This window comes from Chenggangzhangella methanolivorans (assembly GCF_019797865.1).
Classification (GTDB): Bacteria; Pseudomonadota; Alphaproteobacteria; order Rhizobiales; family Methylopilaceae; genus Methylopila; species Methylopila methanolivorans.
In genome coordinates, this window is sequence record NZ_CP081869.1 from 3,530,486 (window position 1) to 3,552,918 (window position 22,433).

General features: G+C 69.8%; 18 protein-coding genes and 5 pseudogenes. 16 read left to right on the plus strand and 7 right to left on the minus strand.

The features are described 5' to 3' along the window. Positions 1 to 47 precede the first annotated feature (47 nt). A complete protein-coding gene (locus K6K41_RS18515; RefSeq protein WP_261401730.1) occupies positions 48 to 938 on the minus strand; it encodes a LysR substrate-binding domain-containing protein in 891 nt (296 codons plus the stop codon). A 179-nt stretch (positions 939 to 1,117) separates the two neighbouring features. On the opposite strand from K6K41_RS18515, the gene K6K41_RS18520 reads away from it, so the two are divergent. Beyond that, the gene (locus K6K41_RS18520) at positions 1,118 to 1,399 is read left to right on the plus strand and encodes a DUF1127 domain-containing protein (protein ID WP_261401731.1); all 282 of its coding nucleotides are present in this window, start codon (positions 1,118 to 1,120) and stop codon (positions 1,397 to 1,399) included. A gap of 66 nt (positions 1,400 to 1,465) precedes the next feature. Here the strand turns inward: K6K41_RS18520 and K6K41_RS18525 are convergent, their stop codons facing one another. The 4 genes from K6K41_RS18525 to K6K41_RS18540 all read right to left on the minus strand — a co-directional run bounded on the left by K6K41_RS18525 (position 1,466) and on the right by K6K41_RS18540 (position 4,216). After that, positions 1,466 to 2,281 carry a DUF937 domain-containing protein gene (locus tag K6K41_RS18525; RefSeq protein WP_261401732.1) on the minus strand — a complete coding sequence of 272 codons (816 nt, stop codon included), beginning with the start codon at positions 2,279 to 2,281 and terminating at the stop codon, positions 1,466 to 1,468. Positions 2,282 to 2,379: 98 nt separating this feature from the next. Continuing rightward, complete coding sequence (locus K6K41_RS18530; RefSeq protein ID WP_261405780.1) at positions 2,380 to 3,189, minus strand: NAD-binding protein; 810 nt, start codon at positions 3,187 to 3,189, stop codon at positions 2,380 to 2,382. Then, complete coding sequence (locus K6K41_RS18535) at positions 3,156 to 3,377, minus strand: hypothetical protein (RefSeq protein WP_428978533.1); 222 nt, start codon at positions 3,375 to 3,377, stop codon at positions 3,156 to 3,158. Before K6K41_RS18535 ends, K6K41_RS18530 begins: the two co-directional genes overlap by 34 nt. 14 nt (positions 3,378 to 3,391) lie before the next feature. Beyond that, entirely contained in the window at positions 3,392 to 4,216 is an 825-nt protein-coding gene (locus K6K41_RS18540; protein WP_261401733.1) for a cation:proton antiporter domain-containing protein, read from the minus strand. A gap of 147 nt (positions 4,217 to 4,363) precedes the next feature. Between K6K41_RS18540 and K6K41_RS18545 the strand changes: the two are divergent. The 3 genes and pseudogenes from K6K41_RS18545 (at position 4,364) to K6K41_RS18555 (ending at position 7,259) form a co-directional block, all read left to right on the plus strand. Continuing rightward, positions 4,364 to 5,754: pseudogene (locus tag K6K41_RS18545) on the plus strand (anthranilate synthase component I family protein). A gap of 105 nt (positions 5,755 to 5,859) precedes the next feature. Then, positions 5,860 to 6,453 carry an anthranilate synthase component II gene (locus tag K6K41_RS18550; protein ID WP_261401734.1) on the plus strand — a complete coding sequence of 198 codons (594 nt, stop codon included), beginning with the start codon at positions 5,860 to 5,862 and terminating at the stop codon, positions 6,451 to 6,453. Beyond that, positions 6,441 to 7,259, plus strand: a complete 819-nt coding sequence (locus tag K6K41_RS18555) for an aminotransferase class IV (RefSeq protein ID WP_261401735.1) — start codon at positions 6,441 to 6,443, stop codon at positions 7,257 to 7,259. Before K6K41_RS18550 ends, K6K41_RS18555 begins: the two co-directional genes overlap by 13 nt. On the opposite strand, the gene K6K41_RS18560 is transcribed toward K6K41_RS18555, so the two are convergent. After that, positions 7,256 to 7,759, minus strand: coding sequence for an invasion associated locus B family protein (locus K6K41_RS18560; RefSeq protein WP_315855060.1), 504 nt, complete (start codon positions 7,757 to 7,759; stop codon positions 7,256 to 7,258). The genes K6K41_RS18555 and K6K41_RS18560 overlap by 4 nt on opposite strands. 403 nt (positions 7,760 to 8,162) lie before the next feature. On the opposite strand from K6K41_RS18560, the gene coxB reads away from it, so the two are divergent. The 8 genes and pseudogenes from coxB to K6K41_RS18600 all read left to right on the plus strand — a co-directional run bounded on the left by coxB (position 8,163) and on the right by K6K41_RS18600 (position 14,586). Beyond that, positions 8,163 to 9,026, plus strand: a complete 864-nt coding sequence (gene coxB / locus K6K41_RS18565; protein WP_261401736.1) for a cytochrome c oxidase subunit II — start codon at positions 8,163 to 8,165, stop codon at positions 9,024 to 9,026. 38 nt (positions 9,027 to 9,064) lie between these two features. Next, positions 9,065 to 10,669, plus strand: coding sequence for a cytochrome c oxidase subunit I (ctaD, locus tag K6K41_RS18570; protein WP_261401737.1), 1,605 nt, complete (start codon positions 9,065 to 9,067; stop codon positions 10,667 to 10,669). A gap of 101 nt (positions 10,670 to 10,770) precedes the next feature. Next, on the plus strand, positions 10,771 to 11,733 hold the full coding sequence (locus K6K41_RS18575; RefSeq protein ID WP_378145189.1) for a heme o synthase: 963 nt from the start codon (positions 10,771 to 10,773) through the stop codon (positions 11,731 to 11,733). 5 nt (positions 11,734 to 11,738) lie between these two features. Beyond that, the gene (locus K6K41_RS18580) at positions 11,739 to 11,909 is read left to right on the plus strand and encodes a hypothetical protein (protein WP_261401738.1); all 171 of its coding nucleotides are present in this window, start codon (positions 11,739 to 11,741) and stop codon (positions 11,907 to 11,909) included. Then, positions 11,906 to 12,499, plus strand: coding sequence for a cytochrome c oxidase assembly protein (locus K6K41_RS18585; protein WP_378145187.1), 594 nt, complete (start codon positions 11,906 to 11,908; stop codon positions 12,497 to 12,499). Before K6K41_RS18580 ends, K6K41_RS18585 begins: the two co-directional genes overlap by 4 nt. A gap of 74 nt (positions 12,500 to 12,573) precedes the next feature. After that, positions 12,574 to 13,394, plus strand: a pseudogene (locus K6K41_RS18590) (cytochrome c oxidase subunit 3); the annotation flags it as partial. Positions 13,395 to 13,594: 200 nt separating this feature from the next. After that, complete coding sequence (locus K6K41_RS18595; RefSeq protein WP_315855233.1) at positions 13,595 to 13,867, plus strand: DUF983 domain-containing protein; 273 nt, start codon at positions 13,595 to 13,597, stop codon at positions 13,865 to 13,867. Further along, the gene (locus K6K41_RS18600; protein ID WP_261401740.1) at positions 13,864 to 14,586 is read left to right on the plus strand and encodes an SURF1 family protein; all 723 of its coding nucleotides are present in this window, start codon (positions 13,864 to 13,866) and stop codon (positions 14,584 to 14,586) included. The genes K6K41_RS18595 and K6K41_RS18600 overlap by 4 nt, the downstream gene beginning before the upstream one ends. A gap of 190 nt (positions 14,587 to 14,776) precedes the next feature. Here the strand turns inward: K6K41_RS18600 and K6K41_RS18605 are convergent. Then, positions 14,777 to 15,925: pseudogene (locus K6K41_RS18605) on the minus strand (YbdK family carboxylate-amine ligase); the annotation flags it as partial. 154 nt (positions 15,926 to 16,079) lie between these two features. On the opposite strand from K6K41_RS18605, the pseudogene thrC reads away from it, so the two are divergent. The 4 genes and pseudogenes from thrC (at position 16,080) to K6K41_RS18625 (ending at position 22,334) form a co-directional block, all read left to right on the plus strand. Next, positions 16,080 to 17,496 (plus strand): annotated as a pseudogene (gene thrC, locus K6K41_RS18610) (threonine synthase). Then, positions 17,493 to 18,767: a M16 family metallopeptidase gene (locus K6K41_RS18615; RefSeq protein ID WP_261401741.1), complete on the plus strand. Its 1,275-nt coding sequence runs from the start codon at positions 17,493 to 17,495 to the stop codon at positions 18,765 to 18,767. Before thrC ends, K6K41_RS18615 begins: the two are co-directional and overlap by 4 nt. Before the next feature lie 73 nt (positions 18,768 to 18,840). Further along, positions 18,841 to 19,365, plus strand: a complete 525-nt coding sequence (locus K6K41_RS18620; RefSeq protein WP_261401742.1) for a GNAT family N-acetyltransferase — start codon at positions 18,841 to 18,843, stop codon at positions 19,363 to 19,365. A gap of 57 nt (positions 19,366 to 19,422) precedes the next feature. Beyond that, positions 19,423 to 22,334 (plus strand): annotated as a pseudogene (locus K6K41_RS18625) (EAL domain-containing protein). Positions 22,335 to 22,433 lie beyond the last annotated feature (99 nt).

Genomic DNA, 22,433 nt, shown 5'->3' on the forward strand with positions numbered 1-22,433 from the left:
TCGGCGTCGGTTCTGGGTCCCGGGTCGAACCCGGGACAAGGGCGGCGCTACTCCGCCGCCTGCGCGCCTTCGAAGCCGCCGGTCATGTTGTCGAGGCTCGCCACGATGTGGTCGGCGAGCGCCTCGACCGTGTCGGTGACCGAGCCCGGATTGCGCAAAAGCGCGATCTTGCAGCTCGGCAGCGGCGGAAAGCCGTCGGCGGGTCCGAGCACCCGCATGCCGGAACGGATGGCGCTCTCCGGCAGAACGGTGACGGCGAGCCCGGCCATCACCGCCGCGCCCACCGCCGCGAAGTTGCGGCTCGAATAGAGCACGCGGTGGGGCCGCTTCAGCTCCTCGAGCTTCGAGATCGCGGCCTCGCGCCAGACGCAGGCGGGGTGGCTGAGCGCAAGCGGCAGCGTCGCCTGCTCATGGGCGAGCGAGCGCTGCGAGGTGACCCACAGCAGCGGCTCCTGACGGATGACCTCGCCCACGGGCTTGCGACTCGCATGGGTGATGATCGCGAGGTCGATTTCGTCGCGCATGATCGACTGGGTCAGCGTGTCGGAGGGCTCGCACTCGACCGTCACCTCGACCAGCGGGTTTGAGCGCGAGAACCGCGCGAGGATCTCCGGCAGATAGCGCTCGGCGTAGTCGTCCGGCACGCCGAGCCGCACCCGGCCCGTCAGCGCGTCGTTGGAGAAGGCCGACACCGCCTCGCGCGAAATGTGCACGATGCGGCGGGCGTAATCGAGCAGACGCTCGCCGTCCTCGGTCAGCCGCGCCCCGCGCCCGTCTCGGGCGAAGATCGAGCGGCCGACCCGCTCCTCCAGCCGCTTCATCTGCATCGAGACGGCCGACTGGGTCTTGTGCACCGCGTCGGCCGCGCGGGTGAACGAGCCGGTGTCCACGATGGCGATGAAGGTCTTGAGCTGGTCGACGTCGAACAGAGCGGACATGGGCGACGGCTCCTGGATCAGGCGGCATCACGTATGGTGATGGACGACATTATAAACATTCGTTTCACTGATCAATCGGCTGGATCTATCTCGTTTCGTGAAGGCGGGCCGCGGTGGTTCGCCCTCAGACGGCCGCCGCGCTGGAGGTGTGGCGGAAGCGAGAGCCGAAGGAGGCGAACATGTCCGTCCTGATCGAACGCCAGACGCAATCCGGACTTTTGAGCGTCGCCCGCGCCGTGGGCGCCGGGTTCGCCAGCCGCTTCAAGGCTCTCGCCGTGTCGATGACCCGTCGCAAGCAGATCGAGGCGCTCGGCGGTCTCGACGACCGCATGCTCGCAGACATCGGCGTGACCCGCGCCGATCTCGAGGAGGCGGCGCGCTGGTCGCTCTGGGGCGATCCCGGAGAACGCCTCACGGCGATTTCTGAAGAGCGCCGGGCCGCGCGCAGCCGCTTGGGCTGAGGCGACTGTCCTTCCCTGGGGCAGGGAAAGGCAGGGTGGGGCGCGTTTCAGAAGGAGGCGCGCCCCTTACGCCTTTTTCGGCTTGTCGCTGAAGAAGGCGTCGAAGATCTGGCTCATGGCCTCGGCGTTCTGCTGCGACAGCTCGCGGCCTGTCGCGACGAAGTCGTCGAACGGATTTTCGGCCGCGGTCTCGGACTTCGGCTCGGCCGGCTCTTCGTAAGGCGGCGCCTCTGGCTCTTCCGGCTGAGCAGGCGCGCCGAACATCGACTTCATCATTTCGCCCATCATGTCGCCGAGCGGATTGGGGATCTGGCCCGATCCGGCCGCCGATCCCCCTGCGCCCTCCGCGCTGCGGTTGAAGGCGTCGATCCAGCCCTGGAACGGGTTGGCCGGGAAGGGGCTCTGCGCCTGCTCTTTGCCGCCGCCGAACAGCGTGTCGAAGGCTGACGTCGGAGCGCCCGCTCCTTGAGCCGCTTTCATGAAGCCGCCCATCAGGATGCTGGCCAAGACGGGGAGCACCTGCCGGATGATCTGCGCCTGGACGCCCGAGGCCGCCGCCGCCTGGGCGGCCACGGCGCGCGACACCTCCTTCGATCCGAACAGCGCGTCGAGCGCGTTCTCGCCCGCGCCGCGCGTCGAGGAGTCGAGCGCGGCCGCCTGCGCCTCGAAGGCCCGGGCGTAGTCTTCGGTGCGGAACAGCTCGGCGAAGCGCCGCGCGCCCTCGTCGGTCGCGGCCTGCCGCATGAACCCCTGCGCGAAGGCGGGGGTGAGCGCCGCCGTCATGGCGCGCAGCTGGTCGGGCGAGACGCCGTAGGCGCGCGACAGATTGTCGAACGCCGCGCCGCCCTGCGCCTGTCGGAAGACGTCGAACATGTTGAACATCGCGAACATCCCGGCTCGAACCCGAACGCGATGTTAGGCGCGCCGCGGCCGCTCCGCCACCCGGCCCAAGGTCGGGACCGCCGACGCGACGAACGGCGTCACTCGGCCGGCGCGGCCGCCGTCCCCGCAGGGCCGTCGTCCTCGACGCGCTCCTCGATCTTGCCGCCCTTGCGCTTGGGCAGCGACAGCGGCTCGGGGACCGGCTTGTTGGTGTAGGTGAGCTCGCGGCCGGCGTAGACGCCCTCGACCATCTGGATCTCGAGCTTCTGCGCGTCGCGGCGGCGCACGTCCTCCTCGATCTCGGCCGCGCGCTCCGGATCGACGCCGACGGCCTCGAGCGCCTGACGCCCGAGCACGAGCGCGCTCTCGAAGGTCTCGCGCACCACGCGCTCGACGCCGGCGCCCATCAGTTCGAGCGCATGGCCGCGGTCATAGGCCTTCACCACGAGTTCGGTCAGCGGGAAGCTCTGCCTCGCCATCTCGACGATGCGTTTGGTGGCCTCGCGGTCGTCGACGCAGACGAGGATGGCGCGCGCCTCCTTGGCGCCGGCCGCGCGCAGCACGTCGAGCCGCGAGCCGTCGCCGTAATAGACCTTGAAACCGAAGCGCGAGGCCTGCTCCACGCGGCTCGGATTGGCGTCGATCAGCGTGGTCTCGACGCCCTCGGCGAGCAGGACCTGCGCGGCGATCTGGCCGACACGGCCGAAGCCGACGACGAGCACCTGGCCCTTGGCGTCGGAGAAATCCTCGTCCGGCGTCTCGGCGGCCGGCGCAAGGCGGTTGGCGACGCGTTCCGCCAGAAGCGCGACGCCGGGCGCCGCCACGAGGCTGAGCGCGGCGAGCGCCGAGAGCATGCTGGCGACCTCGGCCGAGATCAGTCCGTTGGTCTGGGCGAGCGGGAACAGCACGAAGGCGAACTCGCCCGCGGCGCCCAAAAGCGCGCCGACCCGGAGCGCGTCGCCGCTCGTCGCCCCGAAGGCGCGCGCGAGCGCCGCCGCACCGCCACCTTGATCGTGAGGTAGAGCACGACGCCGGCGAGCAGCCGCCAGACGTTGTCGACGATGACGCCGACGTCGATCGCCATGCCGATGCCCATGAAGAACAGCGCGATCAGGAGCCCGCGGAACGGCTCGACGTCGGCCTCGAGCTCGTGGCGATAGGAGGAGAGGCGAGCAGAACGCCGGCGAGGAAGGCGCCCATCGCCATCGAAAGCCCCGCCGCCGCGATCTCCGCCGCGCCGAGCACCACAAGGAGGGCGGCCGCCGTCATCACCTCCCGGGCGCCGACGCCGGCGAGCAGGCGGAACACCGGGTCGAGCAGCCAGCGGCCCGCCACCACGATCGCGCCGATCGCGGCCGCGCCGCCGACCGCGGCGGCGAGCGCCTCCGCCCAGCCGCCAGCGTGGTCGCCGCCGCCGCCCAGCATCGGCACGAGCGCGAGCGCCGGCACCACCACGATGTCCTGCGCGAGCAGCGTCGAGAACGTCTTCTCGCCGTAGGTGCGGTTGAGGTGGCCGCGCTCCTCCAGGATCTGGATCGCCATGGCGGTGCCCGAAAAGGCGAGCGCGACGCCGATCGCGATCGCGGCCGGCGGCTCCGCGCCGAGCGCCCATGCGGCCGCGGCGAAGGCCGCGGTCGACAGCGCGATCTGCAGCCCGCCCAAGCCGACGACGAGCTTCTTCAGCGCGATGAGGCGCTCCACCCGAAGCTCGAGGCCGATCAGGAACAGCAGCATCACGACGCCGATTTCGGCGACGTGCAGCACCGAGGACGCGTCGCCGATGAGCTTCAGCCCCGACGGCCCGATGACGACGCCGGCCGCCAGATAGCCGACCGCGACCCCGAGCCCGAGCCGCCGCGCGAGCGGCCCCGAGAGGACGGCGGCGCCGAGAAACACAAGGGCGCCGAGCAACATTCCGGTAGAGCCGTGTTCCATGGTCCTCGCGCGCGCCTCGCGATTTCGAGAGCGGGCATCTGGCCCATCGGGGCTCGGCGACGCAAGGGCGCGGCGGCCAATGCGGCCATGCGTCCGCGCCCGCGGCTCCAGCGCGCATGACGGCGGGCCCCGGGCTGATTATGTAGGCTGGATGAAGCCGCCGCGTTCGGCGGCAAGCGCGTTGCGACCGATGTACGTCCAGGAACTGCCGACCGTCGACATGGCGGCGCTCGCCGAGCGCCTCGCGGGCCTGCCCTACGTCGCCTTCCTCGACAGCGCGATGCCGCACGCCTCGCTTGGCCGGTTCTCCTATCTCGCCGCCGACCCGTACGACGTCCTGCACGTCGGCGCCGGCGGCGCGACGCTCGGAGGGGCGCGGTCGAGGACGATCCGCTTGCCGCGCTCGCCGGCGCGCTCGAAGCCCAGCGCGGCGAACGGCATCCCGATCTGCCGCCGTTCCAGGGCGGCGCGATCGGCTATATCGCCTATGAGTACGGCCGGCGGCTCGAGCGGCTGCCCGCCCCCCGGGTCGACGATCTCGGCGTGCCCGACGCCCTGCTGCCGCTCTACGACTGGGTCGTGGCCTGCGACCATGCGGCCGAAAGGGCCTGGCTGATCTCGACCGGCGCGCCGGCGCCCGCCGGCCCCGAGCGCGATGCCCGCGCGAAGGCCCGCGCGGCGGCGCTGGACCTGTTGTCCCGTCCCGTCGAGGCGAAGCCGGCCGCGGCCGGCCCCGCAGGGCCGGTCTTCCGCTCGAACTTCACCCGCTCGGCCTATGTCGAGGCGATCGCCCGGACGGTCGACTACGTGCTCGCGGGCGACATCTTCCAGGCCAACGTCGCCCAGCGGTTCCTCGCCGACCTGGCACAGGACTTCGATCCGTGGGCGTTCTACCGGCGTCTTCGAACCCGCAACGCCGCGCCCTTCGCGGCCTACTCGCGTTCGGCGACATGACGGTCTGCTCGAGCTCGCCCGAGCGCTTCGTCAGGGTCGACGGCGACCGCGTCGAGGCGAGGCCGATCAAGGGCACGGCGAAGCGTTGGTCCATTCCGCACGCCGACGGCTCGGCCTCGCGGGCGCTGCTCGACAGCGAGAAGGACCGCGCCGAGAACGTCATGATCGTGGACCTTCTGCGCAACGATCTCAGCCGCGTGTGCCGGCCGGGAACCGTGGAGGCGCCGATGCTCTGCGGGCTCGAGACCTACGCCTCGGTGCACCACCTCGTCTCCGTGGTGACGGGCCGACTGCGCGACAGGCTCGGCGTCGCCGACCTTCTGAACGCCAGCTTCCCCGGCGGATCGATCACCGGCGCCCCGAAGCTCCGCGCGATGGAGATCATCACAGAGCTCGAGGGCCACGCCCGCGGGGTCTATTGCGGCTCGATCGGCTGGATGGGCTTTTCGGGCGACGCCGACTTCAACATCGCGATCCGCACCGCGACGATCGCGGACGGCAAGCGCAGTTCCAGGCCGGTCACGCGCGCGCCGAATAACGAGACCACCAGGCGCGGTCTCGAACGATCCGGCCGCCGAATATGACGAGACCCTCACCAAGGCCCGCGCGGTCTTCGAAGCCTTCGGCGGAACGCTCGCCGCCGACAGCGAGGAGACGGCGGCGCGCCTCGCGCAGGCCGGGGGGCTTCGATGATCCTCGTCGTCGACAACTACGACAGCTTCGTCTTCAACGTCGCCCGCTATTTCGAGGAGATCGGCCGACCGACCGAAGTGGTGCGCAACGACGCCGCGACGGTCGAGGAGATCGAGGCGATGTCGCCCGAGGCCATCGTGGTTTCGCCCGGCCCCTGCGCGCCGGCCCAGGCCGGCGTGTCGCTCGAAGTCATCCGGCGGCTGTCGGGCCGCATCCCGATTCTCGGGATCTGCCTTGGCCATCAGGCGATCGGCGAGGCCTTCGGCGGCCAGGTCATGCGGGCCCGCCGGCCTCTGCACGGCCGAGCCTCGAGGGTCGAGCATGACGACGCCGGCCTCTTCGAAGGCCTGCCCAATCCACTCTCCGTCGGCCGCTACCATTCGCTGATCGTCGATTTCGACGCGGGCTACGACGGGCCGCTGGTCGTCACGGGGCGTTCGGAGGAGGGCGAGGTGATGGCGCTCGAACATCGCGAGCACCCGACCTTCGGGGTTCAGTTCCATCCCGAATCGATCCTGACCGAAGGCGGCCATCGCCTGCTTCAGAACTTCCTTTCGGCCGCGGAGGCGCGGGCGACATGCTCCGTCTGAACGGCGCGCCGGTCGAGGGTCCAGCGCTCTTCGATCTCGGGGACCGTGGGCTGACGCTCGGCGACGGGCTGTTCGAGACCATCGCGGTGTTCGGCGGACGGCCGGCCGCGCTCGGCCAGCATTGGCGGCGGCTCGAGACGGCCGCGGCGGAGATCCGCCTGCCGGTCGACCGCGCGCTCTTCGTGGCGGAGATCGAGGCGCTGCTCAACGCCATCGGCCGCTCCGATGCGGTGATCCGCTACACGGTCACGCGCGGCGGAGGCGCGCGCGGCCTTGCGCCGCCTGCCGACCCGCGCCCCAACGTCGTCGCCGCCGCCTCGCCCTATCCGGCCGACGCGCTCTATGCGCCCGTCCGGCTCGCGACCTCGTCGGTCCGCCGCAATCCGACGTCCTTCGCCTCGCGGGCCAAGACGCTCAGTTATCTTGACAGCGTTCTGGCCTTCGCCGAGGCGAGGCGCGCGGGCGCCGACGACGCGCTGATGCTCAACACCGACGGCCGCGTCGCCTCGACCGCGATGGCGAACCTGTTCGCGGTGGTGGAGGGCGAGCTCGTGACGCCGCCGGTCTCCGAAGGCGTGCTGCCGGGAATCGTCCGAGGCGTCGTGCTGAGCGAGGACTTCGGCGCGGTCGAGCGGCCGCTTTCGCAGGATGAGCTCGCCGGCGCTTCCGCGGTCTTCTCGACCAACAGCGTCAGGCTGGTCATGCCCGTGATCGAGCTCGACGGACGGCCCATGCCCGACCATCCGATCTTCGGCATGGTCGCGGCCGCGGTCGCCCGCATCTGCGGGGCGCCGCAGCCGGACTAGGGCAGCGCGTCGAAGCCCGGGCCGAAGCCGTTCAGCGACACCGGCACGCCGATGCCCTCCTCGGGCGTCTGGAAGATGATGAAGGTCGCCTGCTTGCCGGTTTTCAGCTGGTTGATCAGCTGGTCCTCGAGCACGACCTCGGCCACGCAGCCGTTCGGCAGGCAGCGGACGAAGCCCGCGCGGCCGACTTCGGCCTGGTCGATGCGCAGGCCGAGCCCGGACGGCAGCAGCACGCCGAGCGGCGCGAGAACGCGCAAAAGGCGGCTCTTCTTGTCGGCGGTCTTCAGCACGATGACAGTCAGCCCGACGTTCGGCCGGTCGTCCGCGGTGACGCTCTGGACGATCGCGCACTGCTCCCCTTGGGCGCCGGGAGGCGTGTCGCAGCGCATCTGCCAGTCGCCATGGGTCGACTTCACGGCCCCCTGCGCGAGGGCCGCGACCGGGGCGAAAGCGGTCGCAAGGGCCGCGAGACAGGCTGCGGCGAGAGAGTATGAGCGCAAGATCGGGGGTCTCCTGCTCCGTCGACAGGTCCGGTCGACGGCGACGGGCGTAACAGAGCCCAAGGCCGTGTCAAGCTTGGGACCCGCTGGCGGCGGGCGCGCGCGAGCCTGTCACAAATCACGGCGATCATGCGTCCGCGGAACGGTTTTTTCGCGCGCAAATGCCGCATGGATCAAGCCGAAGGGCCAAGTTGTGGTTTTGTAACCGTTATGGTTTCAAGGCTTCGCCGAGGGTGGGGTCGGTGCGCCGCGCGAACCGTTTTGCGCGCCGGCTCCAAGCGGTTAAGAACAGCCTGACGGTCGGCGAAAACGCCGCCGGGACGGCGGAAGGGGCCGGCTCACGAGCCCCGGGGAAGCGACGAGAGGCTCTGAAAGCATGTTCCGACCCGGACGCTTGACGCTCATGACCGCCGCCGCCGCGGCGACCATCGCGGCCGCCGCTCCGGCGCTCGCCGGCTACGGTCAGCCCTCGCCGTGGCAGCTCGGCCTGCAGGAGGCCGTGACGCCGGTGTTCCACCAGGCGCATGCGTTCCACAATTTCGTGCTGATCATCATCACGGTCATCACGCTCTTCGTGCTCGCGCTGCTCGTCTATTGCGTCGTCCGCTTCCGCGAGGACAAGAACCCGGTCCCGTCAAAGACCACGCACCACACCCTGCTCGAGGTCGCCTGGACCGTCATTCCGGTGCTGATCCTCGTCGTGATCGCGGTGCCGTCCTTCCGTCTGCTCTACGCCCAGTATTCGCCGCCGCCGGCCGACCTGACCATCAAGGTCGTGGGCCGCCAGTGGAACTGGGACGTCGTCTATCCGGACGCGAACGCGGTCACGGTCACCCAGATGATGCTGCAGAAGGACGAGATCGAGGACGGCCAGCCCTACACGCTCGCGGTCGACAACGTAGCGGTCGTGCCGGTCAACAAGGTGGTCAAGGTCGACGTCACGGCCGAGGACGTAATCCACGCCTTCACCATTCCCTCCTTCGGCGTGAAGGTGGACGCGATCCCGGGCCGCCTGAACCAGACCTGGTTCAAGGCCGAGCGCGAGGGCGTCTATTACGGTCAGTGCTCGGAGCTCTGCGGCTTCGCCCACGCCTTCATGCCGATCGCGATCCAAGTGGTCAGCGAGGAGACGTACAAGAAGTGGCTCGAAGCTGCGAAGGGCGACGTCGAGAAGGCCAAGGACGTGCTGAAGCAGGCCGCGGCCGAGAAGGCCAAGGATTCTGCGAAGGTCTTGGACGCTTCGCCGGCCTCGGTCGCCTCGCGCTGAGCCACGGGTAAAAAGAACAGAGATCGGGAGAGGGCGGCATGGCCACGGCGGCAGCTCACGGACACGACCACCACGACCATCCCACGGGTTGGCGGCGCTACGTCTATTCGACGAACCACAAGGACATCGGCACGATGTACCTGATCTTCGCGATCTGCGCGGGGATCATCGGCGGCGCGCTGTCGATCGGCATCCGGCTCGAGCTGCAGAGCCCGGGCATGCAGATCTTCACCAACCCGAACACCTTCAACGCCTTCACCACCTCCCACGGCCTCATCATGATCTTCTTCATGGTGATGCCGGCGATGATCGGCGGCTTCGGCAACTGGTTCGTGCCCCTCATGATCGGCGCGCCCGACATGGCGTTCCCGCGCATGAACAACATCTCGTTCTGGCTGCTGCCGCCGGCGCTCGCGCTCCTGATCATCTCGCTGTTCGTGCCCGGCGCGCCCGGCTCGCACGGCGTCTCGGGCGGCTGGACCATCTATCCGCCGTACTCCTCTAAGGCCGGTCAGCCCGGCCCCGCGATGGACTACGCGATCCTCGCGCTTCACATCGCCGGCGCCTCGTCGATCCTCGGCGCGATCAACTTCATCACGACGATCTTCAACATGCGCGCCCCGGGCATGACGCTGCACAAGATGCCGCTCTTCGCCTGGTCGGTGCTCGTGACCGCCTTCCTGCTGCTGCTGTCGCTGCCGGTTCTCGCCGGCGCCATCACCATGCTGCTGACCGACCGCAACTTCGGGACGACGTTCTTCGACCCGCAGGGCGGCGGCGACCCGATCCTGTTCCAGCACCTGTTCTGGTTCTTCGGCCACCCCGAGGTCTACATCCTGATCCTGCCGGGCTTCGGCATGATCTCCCACGTGATCTCGACCTTCTCGAAGAAGCCGATCTTCGGCTATCTCGGCATGGCCTACGCGATGGTCGCGATCGGCGTCGTCGGCTTCGTGGTGTGGGCCCACCACATGTACACGACCGGCATTTCGGTGAACACGCAGGCCTACTTCGTGTTCGCCACGATGGTGATCGCGGTGCCGACCGGCGTGAAGATCTTCTCCTGGATCGCGACCATGTGGGGCGGCTCGATCCAGCTCCGCACCCCGATGATCTGGGCGATCGGCTTCATCTTCCTGTTCACGCTCGGCGGCGTCACCGGCGTCGTGCTGTCGAACGCCGGCATCGACCGCTCGCTGCAGGACACCTATTACGTGGTGGCGCACTTCCACTACGTGCTGTCGCTGGGCGCCGTGTTCGCCATCTTCTCGGGCTGGTATTACTGGTTCCCGAAGATGTTCGGCTACATGTACAACGAGACCATCGGCAAGCTGCACTTCTGGGTCACCTTCGTCGGCGTCAACATGGTGTTCTTCCCGCAGCACTTCCTTGGTCTTGCGGGCATGCCGCGCCGCTACGTCGACTATCCGGAAGCGTTCGCCGGCTGGAACATGATCTCGTCGTTCGGCTCCTACATCTCGGGCTTTGCGGTGCTGATCTTCCTCTACGGCGTGTTTGAGGCTTTCGCGAAGAAGCGGGTCGCGGGCGACAACCCCTGGGGCCCCGGCGCGACCACGCTCGAGTGGACGCTGTCCTCGCCCCCGCCGTTCCACCAGTTCTCGACGCTGCCGCGCATCAAGTAAGGCGGCTTGCGGCGGCCGGGTCTCCCGGCCGCCGGTTCATTCCGGCGACCTTGACCTCAAGGTCGCCGGCCGCAGTTCCGAACTGAGCGTGTCCTAAACCCATGTCGATGATCGAAGAGAACCGCGCGCAGGCCTCCGCGGCCCTTCCGGGCCCGAGCCTCGCTGGCGTCGAGGACTTCCTGGCGCTGCTGAAGCCGCGCGTGATGTCGCTCGTCGTCATCACGGCGCTGACGAGCTTCGTGGCCGCGCCTGCGGGGCTCCACCCGGTGCTCGCCGCCGTCGCGCTGCTGTGCATCGCGGTCGGCGCGGGCGCGTCCGGCGCGCTCAACATGTGGTGGGACGCCGACATCGACGCGGTCATGTCCCGCACCGCCAACCGTCCGGTGCCCGCGGGCCGCGTGACGCCGGGCGAAGCGCTCGCCTTCGGCATGACGCTCTCGGTCGGCTCGGTGCTGATGCTCGGCCTGACCGCCAACTGGCTCGCCGCCGGGCTGCTCGCCTTCACGATCTTCTTCTACGTGGTCGTCTACACGATGTGGCTGAAGCGCTGGACGCCGCAGAACATCGTCATCGGCGGCCTCGCCGGAGCCATGCCCCCGATGGTCGCCTGGGCGGCCGCGACCGGGACCGTGGGCCTCGAGAGCGCCGTGCTCGTCGCGCTGATCTTCATGTGGACGCCGCCGCACTTCTGGGCGCTCTGCCTCATCAAGTCGGACGACTACGCCCGCGCCGGCGTGCCAATGCTCACCATCACGGCCGGCCCTGACGAGACCCGTCGCCAGATCCTGCTCTATTCGATCGCGCTTGCGCCGCTTGGCGTCGCGCCGGCCTTCGTCGGCCTCGGCGGGCCGCTTTATCTCGCCGTGGCGATCGTGGTCGGACTGGAGTTCCTGCGCCGCGCCGTGAAAGTCTATCGCGTCCGCGAGGGCGACGCCGCGCGCAAGGCCGCGGGCGGCCTGTTCGGCTTCTCGCTCATCCACCTCTTCGCGCTGTTCTTCGTGCTGATCGCCGAGAAGCTCGTCGGGATCGCGCCGCTGACCGGCCCCGTTCCGGGCTGGATGTGATGGCGATGGTTGAGCCGCACGACGAAGACAAGGGGCTGGTCCTCACCGAGGAGCAGCTGCGCCGCCGCAAGGCCCGCAACGTCGCGATCGCCGTCGCGCTGTTCGTGCTCGTCGTGCTGTTCTATCTGGTGACCGTGTTCAAGATGGGCGGCAACGTCGCCAACCGGCCGCTTTGAGCGCGGGGCCGGACGTGTCCCCCAGGCCAGCCCGCAACGGGCGCGTCGTGCTCGTCTGCGTCGGCATCGTCGCCGGCATGACCGGGCTGTCGTTCGCCGCGGTGCCGCTCTACGACATGTTCTGCCGGGTGACCGGCTATGGCGGCACCACTCAGGTGGCGAGCGCCGCGCCTTCCGCCGCGATCGACCGCAAAGTGACGGTGCGCTTCGACGGCAACGTCGCGCCCGGCCTCGGCTGGAAGTTCTCGCCCGAGACGATCTCGATGAGCGTCAGTGTCGGCGAGACCAAGCTCGCGATGTACAAGGCCAAGAACGTCTCGGACAAGCCGATCACCGGCACCGCGACCTACAACGTCACGCCCAACCAGACCGGCGCCTACTTCTCCAAGCTCCAGTGCTTCTGCTTCACCGAGCAGACGCTGCAGCCGGGCGAGGAGATCGAGATGCCGGTCGCCTTCTTCGTCGACCCCTCGATCGCCGAGAACCGCGACCTCGACGACGTCGACGAGATCACGCTGTCCTACACATTCTTCCCCGCCAAGAGCCAAAAGTCGGCTTCCGCGGCGGGACCGGAACGCCCTAAGAGCTAAACAACAGGAAACGCGCGCGCCGCCACGGCCGAAACGGCCGAGAGCGGAAGTCACAAGAGGGAAGGGGAGCCCCGATGGCGGACGCCCACGCTAAGAACCACGACTACCATCTCGTCGATCCGAGCCCGTGGCCCTTCGTCGGCTCGATCGCGGCCTTCGTGCTTGCGGTCGGCGCCGTTCAGTGGATGAAGGGCGGCATGCCCTACATCGCGCTCGTCGGCTTCGCGGGCGTGCTCTACACGATGATCGCCTGGTGGCGCGACGTCATCAACGAGGCGCATCGCGGCGACCACACGCGGGTCGTCGCCATCCATCTGCGCTACGGCATGATCCTGTTCATCGCCTCCGAGGTGATGTTCTTCGTCGCCTGGTTCTGGGCCTATTTCGACGTCGCGCTGTTTCCGAGCGACGTGCACCAGTTCCAGCGCACCGAGGTGACGGGCGGCGTCTGGCCCCCCAAGGGCATCCAGACCTTCGACCCATGGCACCTGCCGCTGCTCAACACGCTGATCCTGCTGACCTCCGGCACCACGATCACCTGGGCGCATCACGCGCTGATCCATGGCGACCGCAAGGGGCTGAAGATGGGCCTGTGGCTCACCATCATCCTCGGCGTGCTGTTCTCGATCTGCCAGGCTTACGAGTACAGCCACGCGGCGTTCGGCTTCGCGGGCCACGTCTACGGCGCGGCGTTCTACATGGCGACCGGCTTCCACGGCTTCCACGTCATCGTCGGCACCATCTTCCTGATCGTGTGCCTCGCCCGCGTCTACAAGGGCCATTTCACGCCCAAGCAGCACTTCGCTTCGAGGCGGCGGCCTGGTACTGGCACTTCGTCGACGTGGTGTGGCTGTTCCTGTTCGCCGCCATCTACGTCTGGGGGCGCGGGCGCGAGCGCGCACTGAGGCGAAGAGTTCCCCACCCTTCGGGCGGGGCCGTCGGCGACAGCGCCGGCGGCCCCGTCTCGTTTCTGAAAGCCCGGAGCCTGCATGAACGAGCCCGCGCCGAACCGCACCGCCGGCGAGGCGGCTTTGTCCGGCGCGCTCGCCGCGCCCCGCCTGCGGGAAAGGAAGGCTGTTCCGCGGCTACATCGCGCTGCCGCCGGCCTGCGAGGCCTGCGGGCTCGACTACGGCTTCGCCGACTCCGGCGACGGGCCCGCGGTGTTCGTCATGCTGATCGCCGGTTTCCTGGCGCTCGGCTTCGTGCTGTGGTTCGAATTCGCCTATGAGCCGCCGTTCTGGGCCCATCTCGTCGTGTCGTTGCCCGTGGTCGCCGTCATCTGCCTCACGCTTCTGCGCGTCATCAAGGGCGTCCTGATCGCGCTCCAGCACGCCCACGGCGCCGCCGAGGGGCGGCTCGACCGATGAGGCGGGCAGGGCTCTGGAAGGCGGCCGCCGCGACCGCGATCGCGGTCGCGCTGCTGGTCGGGCTCGGCTCGTGGCAGCTCGCGCGGCTGTCGTGGAAGACCGAACTCGTGGCGCGCGTCAGCGAGCGCATGGCGGCCGAGCCCGTCGCCTTGCCGCCCCCGGCCGACTGGCCCTCGCTCGATCTCGCCGCCTGGAGCTATCGGCGCGTCCGCGCCAAGGGAACGTTCGACCACGAGCGCGAGGCGCGGGTGTTCGTGAACCTCTCGGAGCCGCGCGGGCCGCTGAAGGGCCCGGGCTATTTCCTCATGACGCCGCTGCGGCTTTCCGGCGGCGGGCTGGTGATCGTCAATCGCGGCTTCGCGCCCGAGGGCGCGGTCGGCCGCGCGGCGCGACCCGAGGGCGAGGTCGAGGTGTCTGGGCCGCTCCGTGAGGCGGAGGACCGCAACATGTTCACGCCCGCCGACGATCCCGGGCGCGACATGTTCTTCGCGCGCGACCCGAAGGCGATCGCCGCGGGGCTCCATCTCGACAACGTCGCGCCCTTCACCGTCGACGCCGAGGCGACGGCCGGCGCAGGTCCGCTGCCGCAGGCCGGCGAGACGCGGGTGTCGTTCCCGAACCGGCACATGGAATACGCGCTGACCTGGTACGGCCTCGCGGCGACGCTTGCAGCCGTGTTCGGCGCTTTCGCCTGGCGGACGGTGAGAGAAGCGGAGTAGGGCGCCACACTGGCCGGCCCCCCTTCCGTTCATGGACGAGGGTGAGGCGTCGTCGCGCTATCCCCCGACCGTCTCGCGCCCCAGCATCCGCACCACCTCGCGCAGCGCCTCCTCCTCGCCGGCGCCTTCCGCCACCCCGCTCGCGAAACGTAGCGAGCTGGCGGTCGGCGCTCGAGCCGCGCGCCAGCACGTCGCGCGTGCGCAAAACCCAGTCGAGCGAGCCGAGCTCGCGCGCGTCGTCCTCCACGAGCTTCAGCGCCTCTTCGAGCAGGGCCGACACGGTCGTGGCCTGCCCGCGCGCGACGTCGATCAGCCGCGCTTCGCCGCCATGCTGCTGGATTTGCCAGATGTTCGACGCGCAGACCCCGCGCTCCACCGCGCCGACGCCGCGATTGAGCTCCGGGCGCCGCGTCGCGCAGCGCGAGAGCGCCTGGTAGAGAGCCGCGATCGCCACCGCGTCGTCGACCCGCGTGCAGCTGTCGCAGATCCTGAGCTCGACGGTCGGAAACCGCGTCGAGGGGCGGATGTGCCACCAGATGAAGCTCGCGTCGGTCACCACGTCGGCCGCCACCAGCAGGTCGACGAAGCGGCGATACTCGGCGTCGCTCTCGAAGATCTCGGGCAGCCCCATGCGCGGCCATTCGGCGAAGGTCGAGAGCCGGATGCCCTTCAGCCCCGCCTCGCGGCCCTGCCAGAACGGCGAGGAGACCGAGAGCGCGTAGAACAGCGGCAGGAAGGGAAGCAGCCGGTTCATGACGTCGAGCCGGCGCGCGGGTTCGGGCGCCTCGCAATGGATGTGCATGGCGCAGATCATCGCGCGCTTGGCGATGACGCCGAGCTCGGCCACCAGCCGGTCGTAGCGCGGATCCGGGTTCGCCTCCTGATCTCGCTGGCGGGCGAGCGGATGGGTTCCGGCCGCGAACAGGATCAGCCCGTGCTCGCTCGCGACCCGCGACAGGTCGCGTCGCATGCGCTCCAGATCGTCGCAGGCGCGGTCGAAGGAAAGCTGCGGCTCGGTCTGGACCTCGGCCTGACCCTTCAGGAACTCGTGGGAGAGCGGCTCGACGATCTCCTTGGCCGCCTCGTGGAAGGCGTCGGCGGTCTCGCCCTTGGGGCTCTCGCAGGTCTTGGCGTCCGCGAGGAAGTATTCCTCCTCGATCCCGAAGCGGAAGCGTTCGTCCATGGCCATCAGGCGTCGGTCCGGCTGCGCATGGGGGATATGTGGCGCGATTTCCGCCCGCAGCCATGGGAGCGGCTGTGCGCTTCGAGGCGGCGTTCTACGAACGCCCCCTCGGCATGAGGACGGTCTCGGTTCTCGGAACCTCCCCCGCTTTCTCATGCTGAGGAGCTTGGCGAGAGCCAAGCGTCTCGAAGCCCGCAGCTCGCGTCCGCCAATCGGGGGAAGAATGGGCGAGGCCCCCTCGCTTGCGAGCGAGGCCCCGCGCGCCTAGTTTGGCGGGCCCCCGACGCGTGCATGAAAGTCTCCGCCTCCGATGTCACTCGCCTATGTCTCGACCCCGCGCGAAGCGCCTGCGCTCGGCTTCGCCGACGCGATGCTCGCGGGCCTCGCCCGCGACGGCGGGCTCTATGTTCCCGACCTGGCCGACGCTCTCTCCTGAGACCATCGCGGGCTTCGCAGGCCGCCCCTACGCCGAAGTGGCGGAAGCCGTCATCGCGCCTTACGTCGGCGACGCCGTCGCGCCCGAGAAGCTGCGCGCCATGATCCGCGAGGCCTACGCGGCTTTCCGGCATCCGGCCGTCGCGCCGCTGGTGCAGATCGGCGACAACCGCTTCGTGCTCGAGCTGTTCCACGGGCCCACCATCGCGTTCAAAGACGTCGCCATGCAGCTGCTCGCGCGGCTGATGGACCACGTGCTGGCCGAGCGGGGCCTTCGCACCACGATCGTCGGCGCGACGTCGGGCGACACCGGCGGCGCGGCGATCGAGGCCTTCCGTGGGCGCGAGCGCGCCGACGTCTTCATTCTGATGCCGCACGGCAAGGTGTCGGACGTCCAGCGCCGGCAGATGACGACTGCGCCCGACGACAACGTCCACGCCATCGCGGTCGACGGCTCGTTCGACGACTGCCAGGCGCTGGTGAAGGCCGCGTTCAACCACCACGCCTTCCGCGACCGGATGGCGCTTGGCGGGGTGAACTCGATCAACTGGGCGCGCGTGCTGGCGCAGGTGGTCTACTATTTCACCGCAGCGGTCGCGCTCGGAAGCCCGGCGCGCAAGGTCGACTTCGTGGTGCCGACGGGCAATTTCGGCGACATCTTCGCGGGCTACGTGGCCAAGCGCATGGGGCTTCCGATCGGCCGGCTCGTCATCGCCACCAACGTCAACGACATCCTGGCGCGCACGCTGGAGACCGGGCGCTACGAGGTGAAGGGCGTCGAGCCCACCAGCTCGCCCTCGATGGACATCCAGGTCTCGTCGAACTTCGAGCGCCTGCTGTTCGACGCCGGCGGCCGCGACGCCTCCGCGGTCCGCCGCGCCATGGCCTCGCTGTCGCAGTCCGGCTCCTTCACGCTCGATGAGACGACGCTTGCGAACATCCGCGCCGAGTTCGACGCCGGCCGCGCCGACGAGGCCGCGGTCGCCGAGGTCATCGGCCGGGTGAAGCGCGAGACCGACTATCTGCTCGACCCGCACACCGCGGTCGGCGTCTCGGTCGCCGAGCGCGCCGGGCTCGATCCTGCGACGCCGACCGTCGTGCTCGCCACCGCCCATCCCGCCAAGTTCCCGGACGCCGTCGAGGCCGCCTCGGGCGTTCGTCCGGACCTGCCCGTCCATTTGTCCGAGCTCATGGACGCGCCGGAACGCGTCAACCAGTTGCCGAACGATCTCGACGAGCTCGAAGCCTTCGTCGAAAAGCGCGCCCGCGTCGCCCGCGAGGCCGCAGCGTGAGCCCGCGTCTCACCGTGCTGCCCTCGGGCGTCGCGGTGATCACCGACGCGATGCCGGAGCTCGGCACCGCGGCTGTCGGCGTCACCTTCGGGGCGGGGGCGCGCTCGGAGACCGAAAAAGAGCACGGTCTCGCGCATTTCCTCGAGCACATGGCGTTCAAGGGCACGGCCCGCCGCTCCGCGCGCCAGATCGCCGAGGAGATCGAGCAGGTCGGCGGCGACCTCAACGCAGCGACGGGCGTCGAGCAGACCGGCTACTCGGCCCGTGTGCTCGCCGCCGACGTCGGCCTCGCGCTCGACATGCTGGCCGACATCGTGATCGAGCCGTCGTTCGATCCGACCGAGATCAAGCGCGAGCAGAACGTCGTGGTGCAGGAGATCGGCGGGGTGGAGGACACGCCCGACGACCTCGTCTTCGACTGGCTGCAAGAGACCGCATTCCCGAACCAGACGCTCGGCCGGTCGATCCTCGGCACGCCGAAATCAGTGCGCGGGCTCGACCGAGACCTGCTCAGCGGCTTCCGCGATCGCTGCTACCGCGCCAAGGACACGGTGGTGACGGCCGCAGGCGCGGTCGACCACGAGGCGGTGGTGGCCGAAGCCGAGAAGCGCTTCGCCGGACTTCCAGCGGGCGAGGCCCCGAAGCCCGCGCTCGCGGCTTACGTCGGCGGCGACCGCCGCGCGAAGCGCGACTACGAGCAGCTCCACGTCACGATCGCGTTCGAGGGCCGGGCCTTCGACGCCGAGGACGTCTATGCCGCGCAGGTCTTCGCCAATCTCGCAGGCGGCGGCATGTCCTCGCGCCTGTTCCAGGAGGTGCGCGAGGAGCGCGGGCTCGCCTATTCGGTCAATGCGTTCCACTGGTCCTACGCCGACTCAGGCCTCTTTGGGGCCTATGCGGCGCTCGGCCCGGAGGACGCAGCCGACATCCTGCCCGTCATGATCGACGTGCTGCTGCAGGCGGCCGAGACCGCCGACGAGCGCGAGGTCGAGCGCGCCAAGGCGCAAATGAAGGCCGGGCTGCTGATGTCGCTCGAGCAGCCGGCCTCGCGCGCCGATCATCACGCCCGCCACCAGCTCGCCTTCGGCCGCCCGCTCGACGTCGCCGAGACGGTCCAGAAGATCGAGGCGGTCACGGTCGCGGCCGTGCGCGAAAGCGGCCGCGCGCTGATGACCTCGGCCCCGACGCTTGCGGCCGTCGGCCCGATCCGGCGCCTCACGCCTCCCGAACGCCTCGCCGAGCGGCTCGGCCGCCGCGCCTCCGCGGCCTGAGGCGGGACCGGGATGGCGTTTTTTCCGCTCTCTCGCCGCAGCCGAGACCGTCCCGACGCTGACCGGCGACGGCGTGAAGCTGCGCACGCCCCAGATGGCCGACTATCCGGCCTGGAGCCAGCTTCGCGAGGAGAGCCGCGCCTTTCTACAGCCATGGGAGCCGACCTGGCCGGCCGACGACGTCTCGCGCCTGGCCTTCCGCAAGCGGCTGAAGCGCTATGTCCGGGAACTCGAGAGCGACCAGGCCTATCCGTTTTTCGTGTTCCGCGCCGATGGCGCGCTGGTCGGCGGGGTGACGGTCAGCCAGATCCGCCGCGGCGTGTCGCAGACCTGCTCGCTCGGCTACTGGATGGGCGCGGGCCATGCGGGGCGCGGCCATATGAGCGCCGCCGTCAAGGCGCTCGCGCCCTTCGTATTCCAGACGCTGAAGCTGCGCCGGGTCGAGGCCGCCTGCCTGCCGCACAACCAGGCCTCGATCCGCCTGCTCGAAAAGTCGGGGTTCAAGCGCGAAGGCTATGCGCGCGAATATCTGTGCATCGACGGACGCTGGCAGGATCACCTGCTCTATGCGCTTCTGCGCAGCGACGGCGTGAGCTAACGTGCCGACGCTGCGTCGCCCTGCGTTCCGGGCGAAACTTACCAGGAGTGCCGAGGCTTGCGTATCCTCCGCCTGCCCCTTCTCGCGATCGCGCTGCTGGTCGCGGCGCTCGGCTTCGCAGGATCCGCAGGCGCCGCCCCACCGCTCTCCGTCCAGCCCGACGACGAGGCCGTCGACCTCACCCCGCGATCGAACGTCCTGTGGGACAGGCCGACCGCATCCAGGTTGCGACCCAGCCGGGGCCGGACGGCATCGTGCGGCGCATCGAGGTGCGCGCCGAGACCCCCGGCGACGGCCGCCAGTGGGTGGTGTTCTCGTTGAAGAACGAGGGCGACGAGCAGATCGATCGCCTGCTGGTCTCGCCATATTTCCGGTTTTCGGGCTCGGGCGCGGTGTGGCCCGACCTCGGCTCGGAGCGCATCCGGGCGCTGACGGCGAGCCAGGGCCTCAAGCCCGAGCGGCAGGGCGCCGACGACGCCGACGTGTTTCGGTTGACGCTCGATCCGGGCGCGACCGTCACCTACGTGGCCGAGCTCGCCTCGCCGACGCTTCTGCAACTCACCCTCTGGGAGCCCGACGCCTACAAGGACAAGGTGAACTCCTTCACCCTGTTCCGCGGCATCATGCTCGGGATCGCGGGCCTGCTGGCGCTGATCCTCACCATCCTCTTCGTGGTGAAGGGCTCGATGATGTTCCCGGCGGCCGCCGCGCTCGCCTGGTCGGTGCTGTTCTATCTCGGCGTCGACTTCGCCTTCTGGCGCAACATTCTCGATCTCGATCCCGCGGCCGACCGGATCCTGAGGGCGGGCGGCGAGGCGGGCTTCGCCGCGACGCTGCTCGTGTTCCTGTTCGCCTATCTCAATCTCGGCCGCTGGCACGTCCGCTACAGCCACGTGGTCGGCGTCTGGCTCGTCTTCCTGTTCGTCACGATCGGGCTCTCGGCCTACGACCCGTCGATCGCCGCGGGCCTCGCGCGCCTGTCGCTGGCCGCGATCGCGGCGGTGGGCTTCGGCGTCGTGGTCTGGCTCGCGCTTCAGGGCTACGACCGCGCGGTGACGCTCGCGCCCACCTGGCTGCTGCTGCTGGTCTGGGTGTGCGCCGCAGGCGCGGCCGTCAGCGGGCCGCTGGCGAACGAGCTCGTCGCCCCCGCGCTCTTCGGCGGGCTCGTGCTTCTGACGCTGCTCATCGGCTTCACGGTGATGCAGCACGCCTTCGCGGGCGGCGTGGTGGACCAGGGCGGCGCCTCCGACATCGAGCGCCGGGCGCTCGCGGTGATGGGCGCGGGCGACGTCGTCTGGGACTGGGACGTGGTCGTCGACCAGGTCCACGCCGCGCCCGAGCTCGAGGCGGCGCTCGGCCTCCGTCGCGGCGCCCTTCAGGGCCCGGCCGCGGACTGGGCCGAAATCGTGCACCCGGCCGATCGCGACCGTTTCCGCGCCGCGCTCGACGCGCTCGTCGACGAGCGCCGGGGCCGCCTGGTCGAGACGTTCCGCCTGCGCGGCGCCGACGGGCACCATCTCTGGTACATGCTGCGCGCGCGCCCCGTGGTCGGGGCCGACGGCGAGGTGGTGCGCTGCGTCGGCACGCTGCTCGACGTCAACGCCTCCAAGACGACCGAGGAGCGCCTGCTTCAGAACGCCGTTGAGGACAATCTCACGGGCCTGCCGAACCGCCGCCTGTTCCTCGACCGCATCGAGGCCGCGCTCGCCTTCGTCGAGGGCGAGGCGGGCGCCCGACCGTCCGTGATGGTGCTCGACATCGATCGCTACAAGAAGCTCAACGACGCGGTCGGCGTCGGCACCGGCGACACGATCCTCATCACGGTCGCGCGCCGCCTGACCCGGCTGATGCGCCCGCAGGACACGCTGGCGCGGCTTGGCGGCGACCAGTTCGGTCTGCTGCTCGTCTCGGCCCGCGACGCCGAGAGCGCCGGCGCCTTCGCCGAAGCCCTGAAGCGGGCGATCGGCGCGCCGATCTCGTTCGGCGGACGCGAACTGCGGCTCACCGCCTCCATCGGCCTCGCGCCGGGCGACAGCGCCCAGGAGGCCGAGGGCGTCCTGAAGAACGCCGAAGTCGCGATGTACCATGCCAAGCGCTTCGGCGGAGATCATGTCGAGACCTTCCGCCCGAACATGCGCGCGGCGACCACGGACCGCCTTCTGGTGTCGGGCGAGCTCGCGCGCGCGCTCGAACGCGACGAGCTGAGGGTCCACTACCGGCCGGTCGTGCGTCTCGACGACCGCTCGATCGCCGGCTTCGAGGCGGCGCTGCGCTGGGAGCATCCGCGCTACGGCCGCAGGCCGCCGCAGGAGTTTCTCGCCATCGCCGAGGAGACCGGCCTCATCGTCGATTTCGGCCTGTTCGCCCTCGAGGAGGCGGCGCGCCAGCTCGGCGTCTGGCAGGATCAGGTGCCCGGCGAGCCGCCGCTGTTCATGACGGTCGCGGCCTCGGGCGCGCAGTTCCTGCGGCAGGAGCTCGTCCACGACGTCGCGCAGGCGCTCTCGCGCCACAGCCTCGCGCCAGGCTCCCTCAAGATCGGGCTGGCCGAGAGCCTCGTGCTCGATAGCCCCGAGCATTCGGCCCACATCCTCGAGCGTCTGCGCGACGTCGGCGCGGGTCTCGCGCTCGACGAATTCGGCGCCGGCTTCTCGAACCTCCCGCTGCTCGAGCGGCTGCCCTTCGACGTCCTGAAGATCGACCGGTCGCTGATGCGCCCGCAGGCCGGCGGCGACCGCTCGCCGATGATCCGCGCGATCGTGCGCCTGTCGCAGGAGCTCGGCATCGAGGTCGCGGCCGACGGCGTCGACACGGACTCCGACGCCGTCGAGTTCTACCATCTCGGGGCGACCTACGGTCAGGGCTTCGCCTTCGGCGAGCCTCAGCCGGCCGCCCAGTGCGACCGCCTTCTCGGCCTCGCGCCGCAGGGGGTCGCCCGCCGCGTGATGCAGGGCGCGCTGAGGCGCGGGTGAGCGCTGCCCGGAGGGGCGATCGAGACGCGTCGCCCTCTTGTCCCGGCCTTGAGCCGGGACCCAGAGCCGAGACGGCTCTCAAGAAAAGCTGCGGCCGTC

Excerpts from the sequence above, each read along its gene's own strand:
- K6K41_RS18535 (WP_428978533.1), bottom strand. The coding sequence starts at position 3,377 with ATGGGCATCGGCATGGCGATCGACGTCGGCGTCATCGTCGACAACGTC.
- K6K41_RS18580 (WP_261401738.1), top strand. The coding sequence starts at position 11,739 with ATGGTTGAGCCGCACGACGAAGACAAGGGGCTGGTCCTCACCGAGGAG.
- K6K41_RS18600 (WP_261401740.1), top strand. The coding sequence starts at position 13,864 with ATGAGGCGGGCAGGGCTCTGGAAGGCGGCCGCCGCGACCGCGATCGCG.
- K6K41_RS18520 (WP_261401731.1), top strand. The coding sequence starts at position 1,118 with ATGTCCGTCCTGATCGAACGCCAGACGCAATCCGGACTTTTGAGCGTC.
- K6K41_RS18575 (WP_378145189.1), top strand. The coding sequence starts at position 10,771 with ATGTCGATGATCGAAGAGAACCGCGCGCAGGCCTCCGCGGCCCTTCCG.
- K6K41_RS18550 (WP_261401734.1), top strand. The coding sequence starts at position 5,860 with ATGATCCTCGTCGTCGACAACTACGACAGCTTCGTCTTCAACGTCGCC.
- K6K41_RS18515 (WP_261401730.1), bottom strand. The coding sequence starts at position 938 with ATGTCCGCTCTGTTCGACGTCGACCAGCTCAAGACCTTCATCGCCATC.
- ctaD (WP_261401737.1), top strand. The coding sequence starts at position 9,065 with ATGGCCACGGCGGCAGCTCACGGACACGACCACCACGACCATCCCACG.
- coxB (WP_261401736.1), top strand. The coding sequence starts at position 8,163 with ATGACCGCCGCCGCCGCGGCGACCATCGCGGCCGCCGCTCCGGCGCTC.
- K6K41_RS18555 (WP_261401735.1), top strand. The coding sequence starts at position 6,441 with ATGCTCCGTCTGAACGGCGCGCCGGTCGAGGGTCCAGCGCTCTTCGAT.
- K6K41_RS18525 (WP_261401732.1), bottom strand. The coding sequence starts at position 2,281 with ATGTTCAACATGTTCGACGTCTTCCGACAGGCGCAGGGCGGCGCGGCG.
- K6K41_RS18540 (WP_261401733.1), bottom strand. The coding sequence starts at position 4,216 with ATGGAACACGGCTCTACCGGAATGTTGCTCGGCGCCCTTGTGTTTCTC.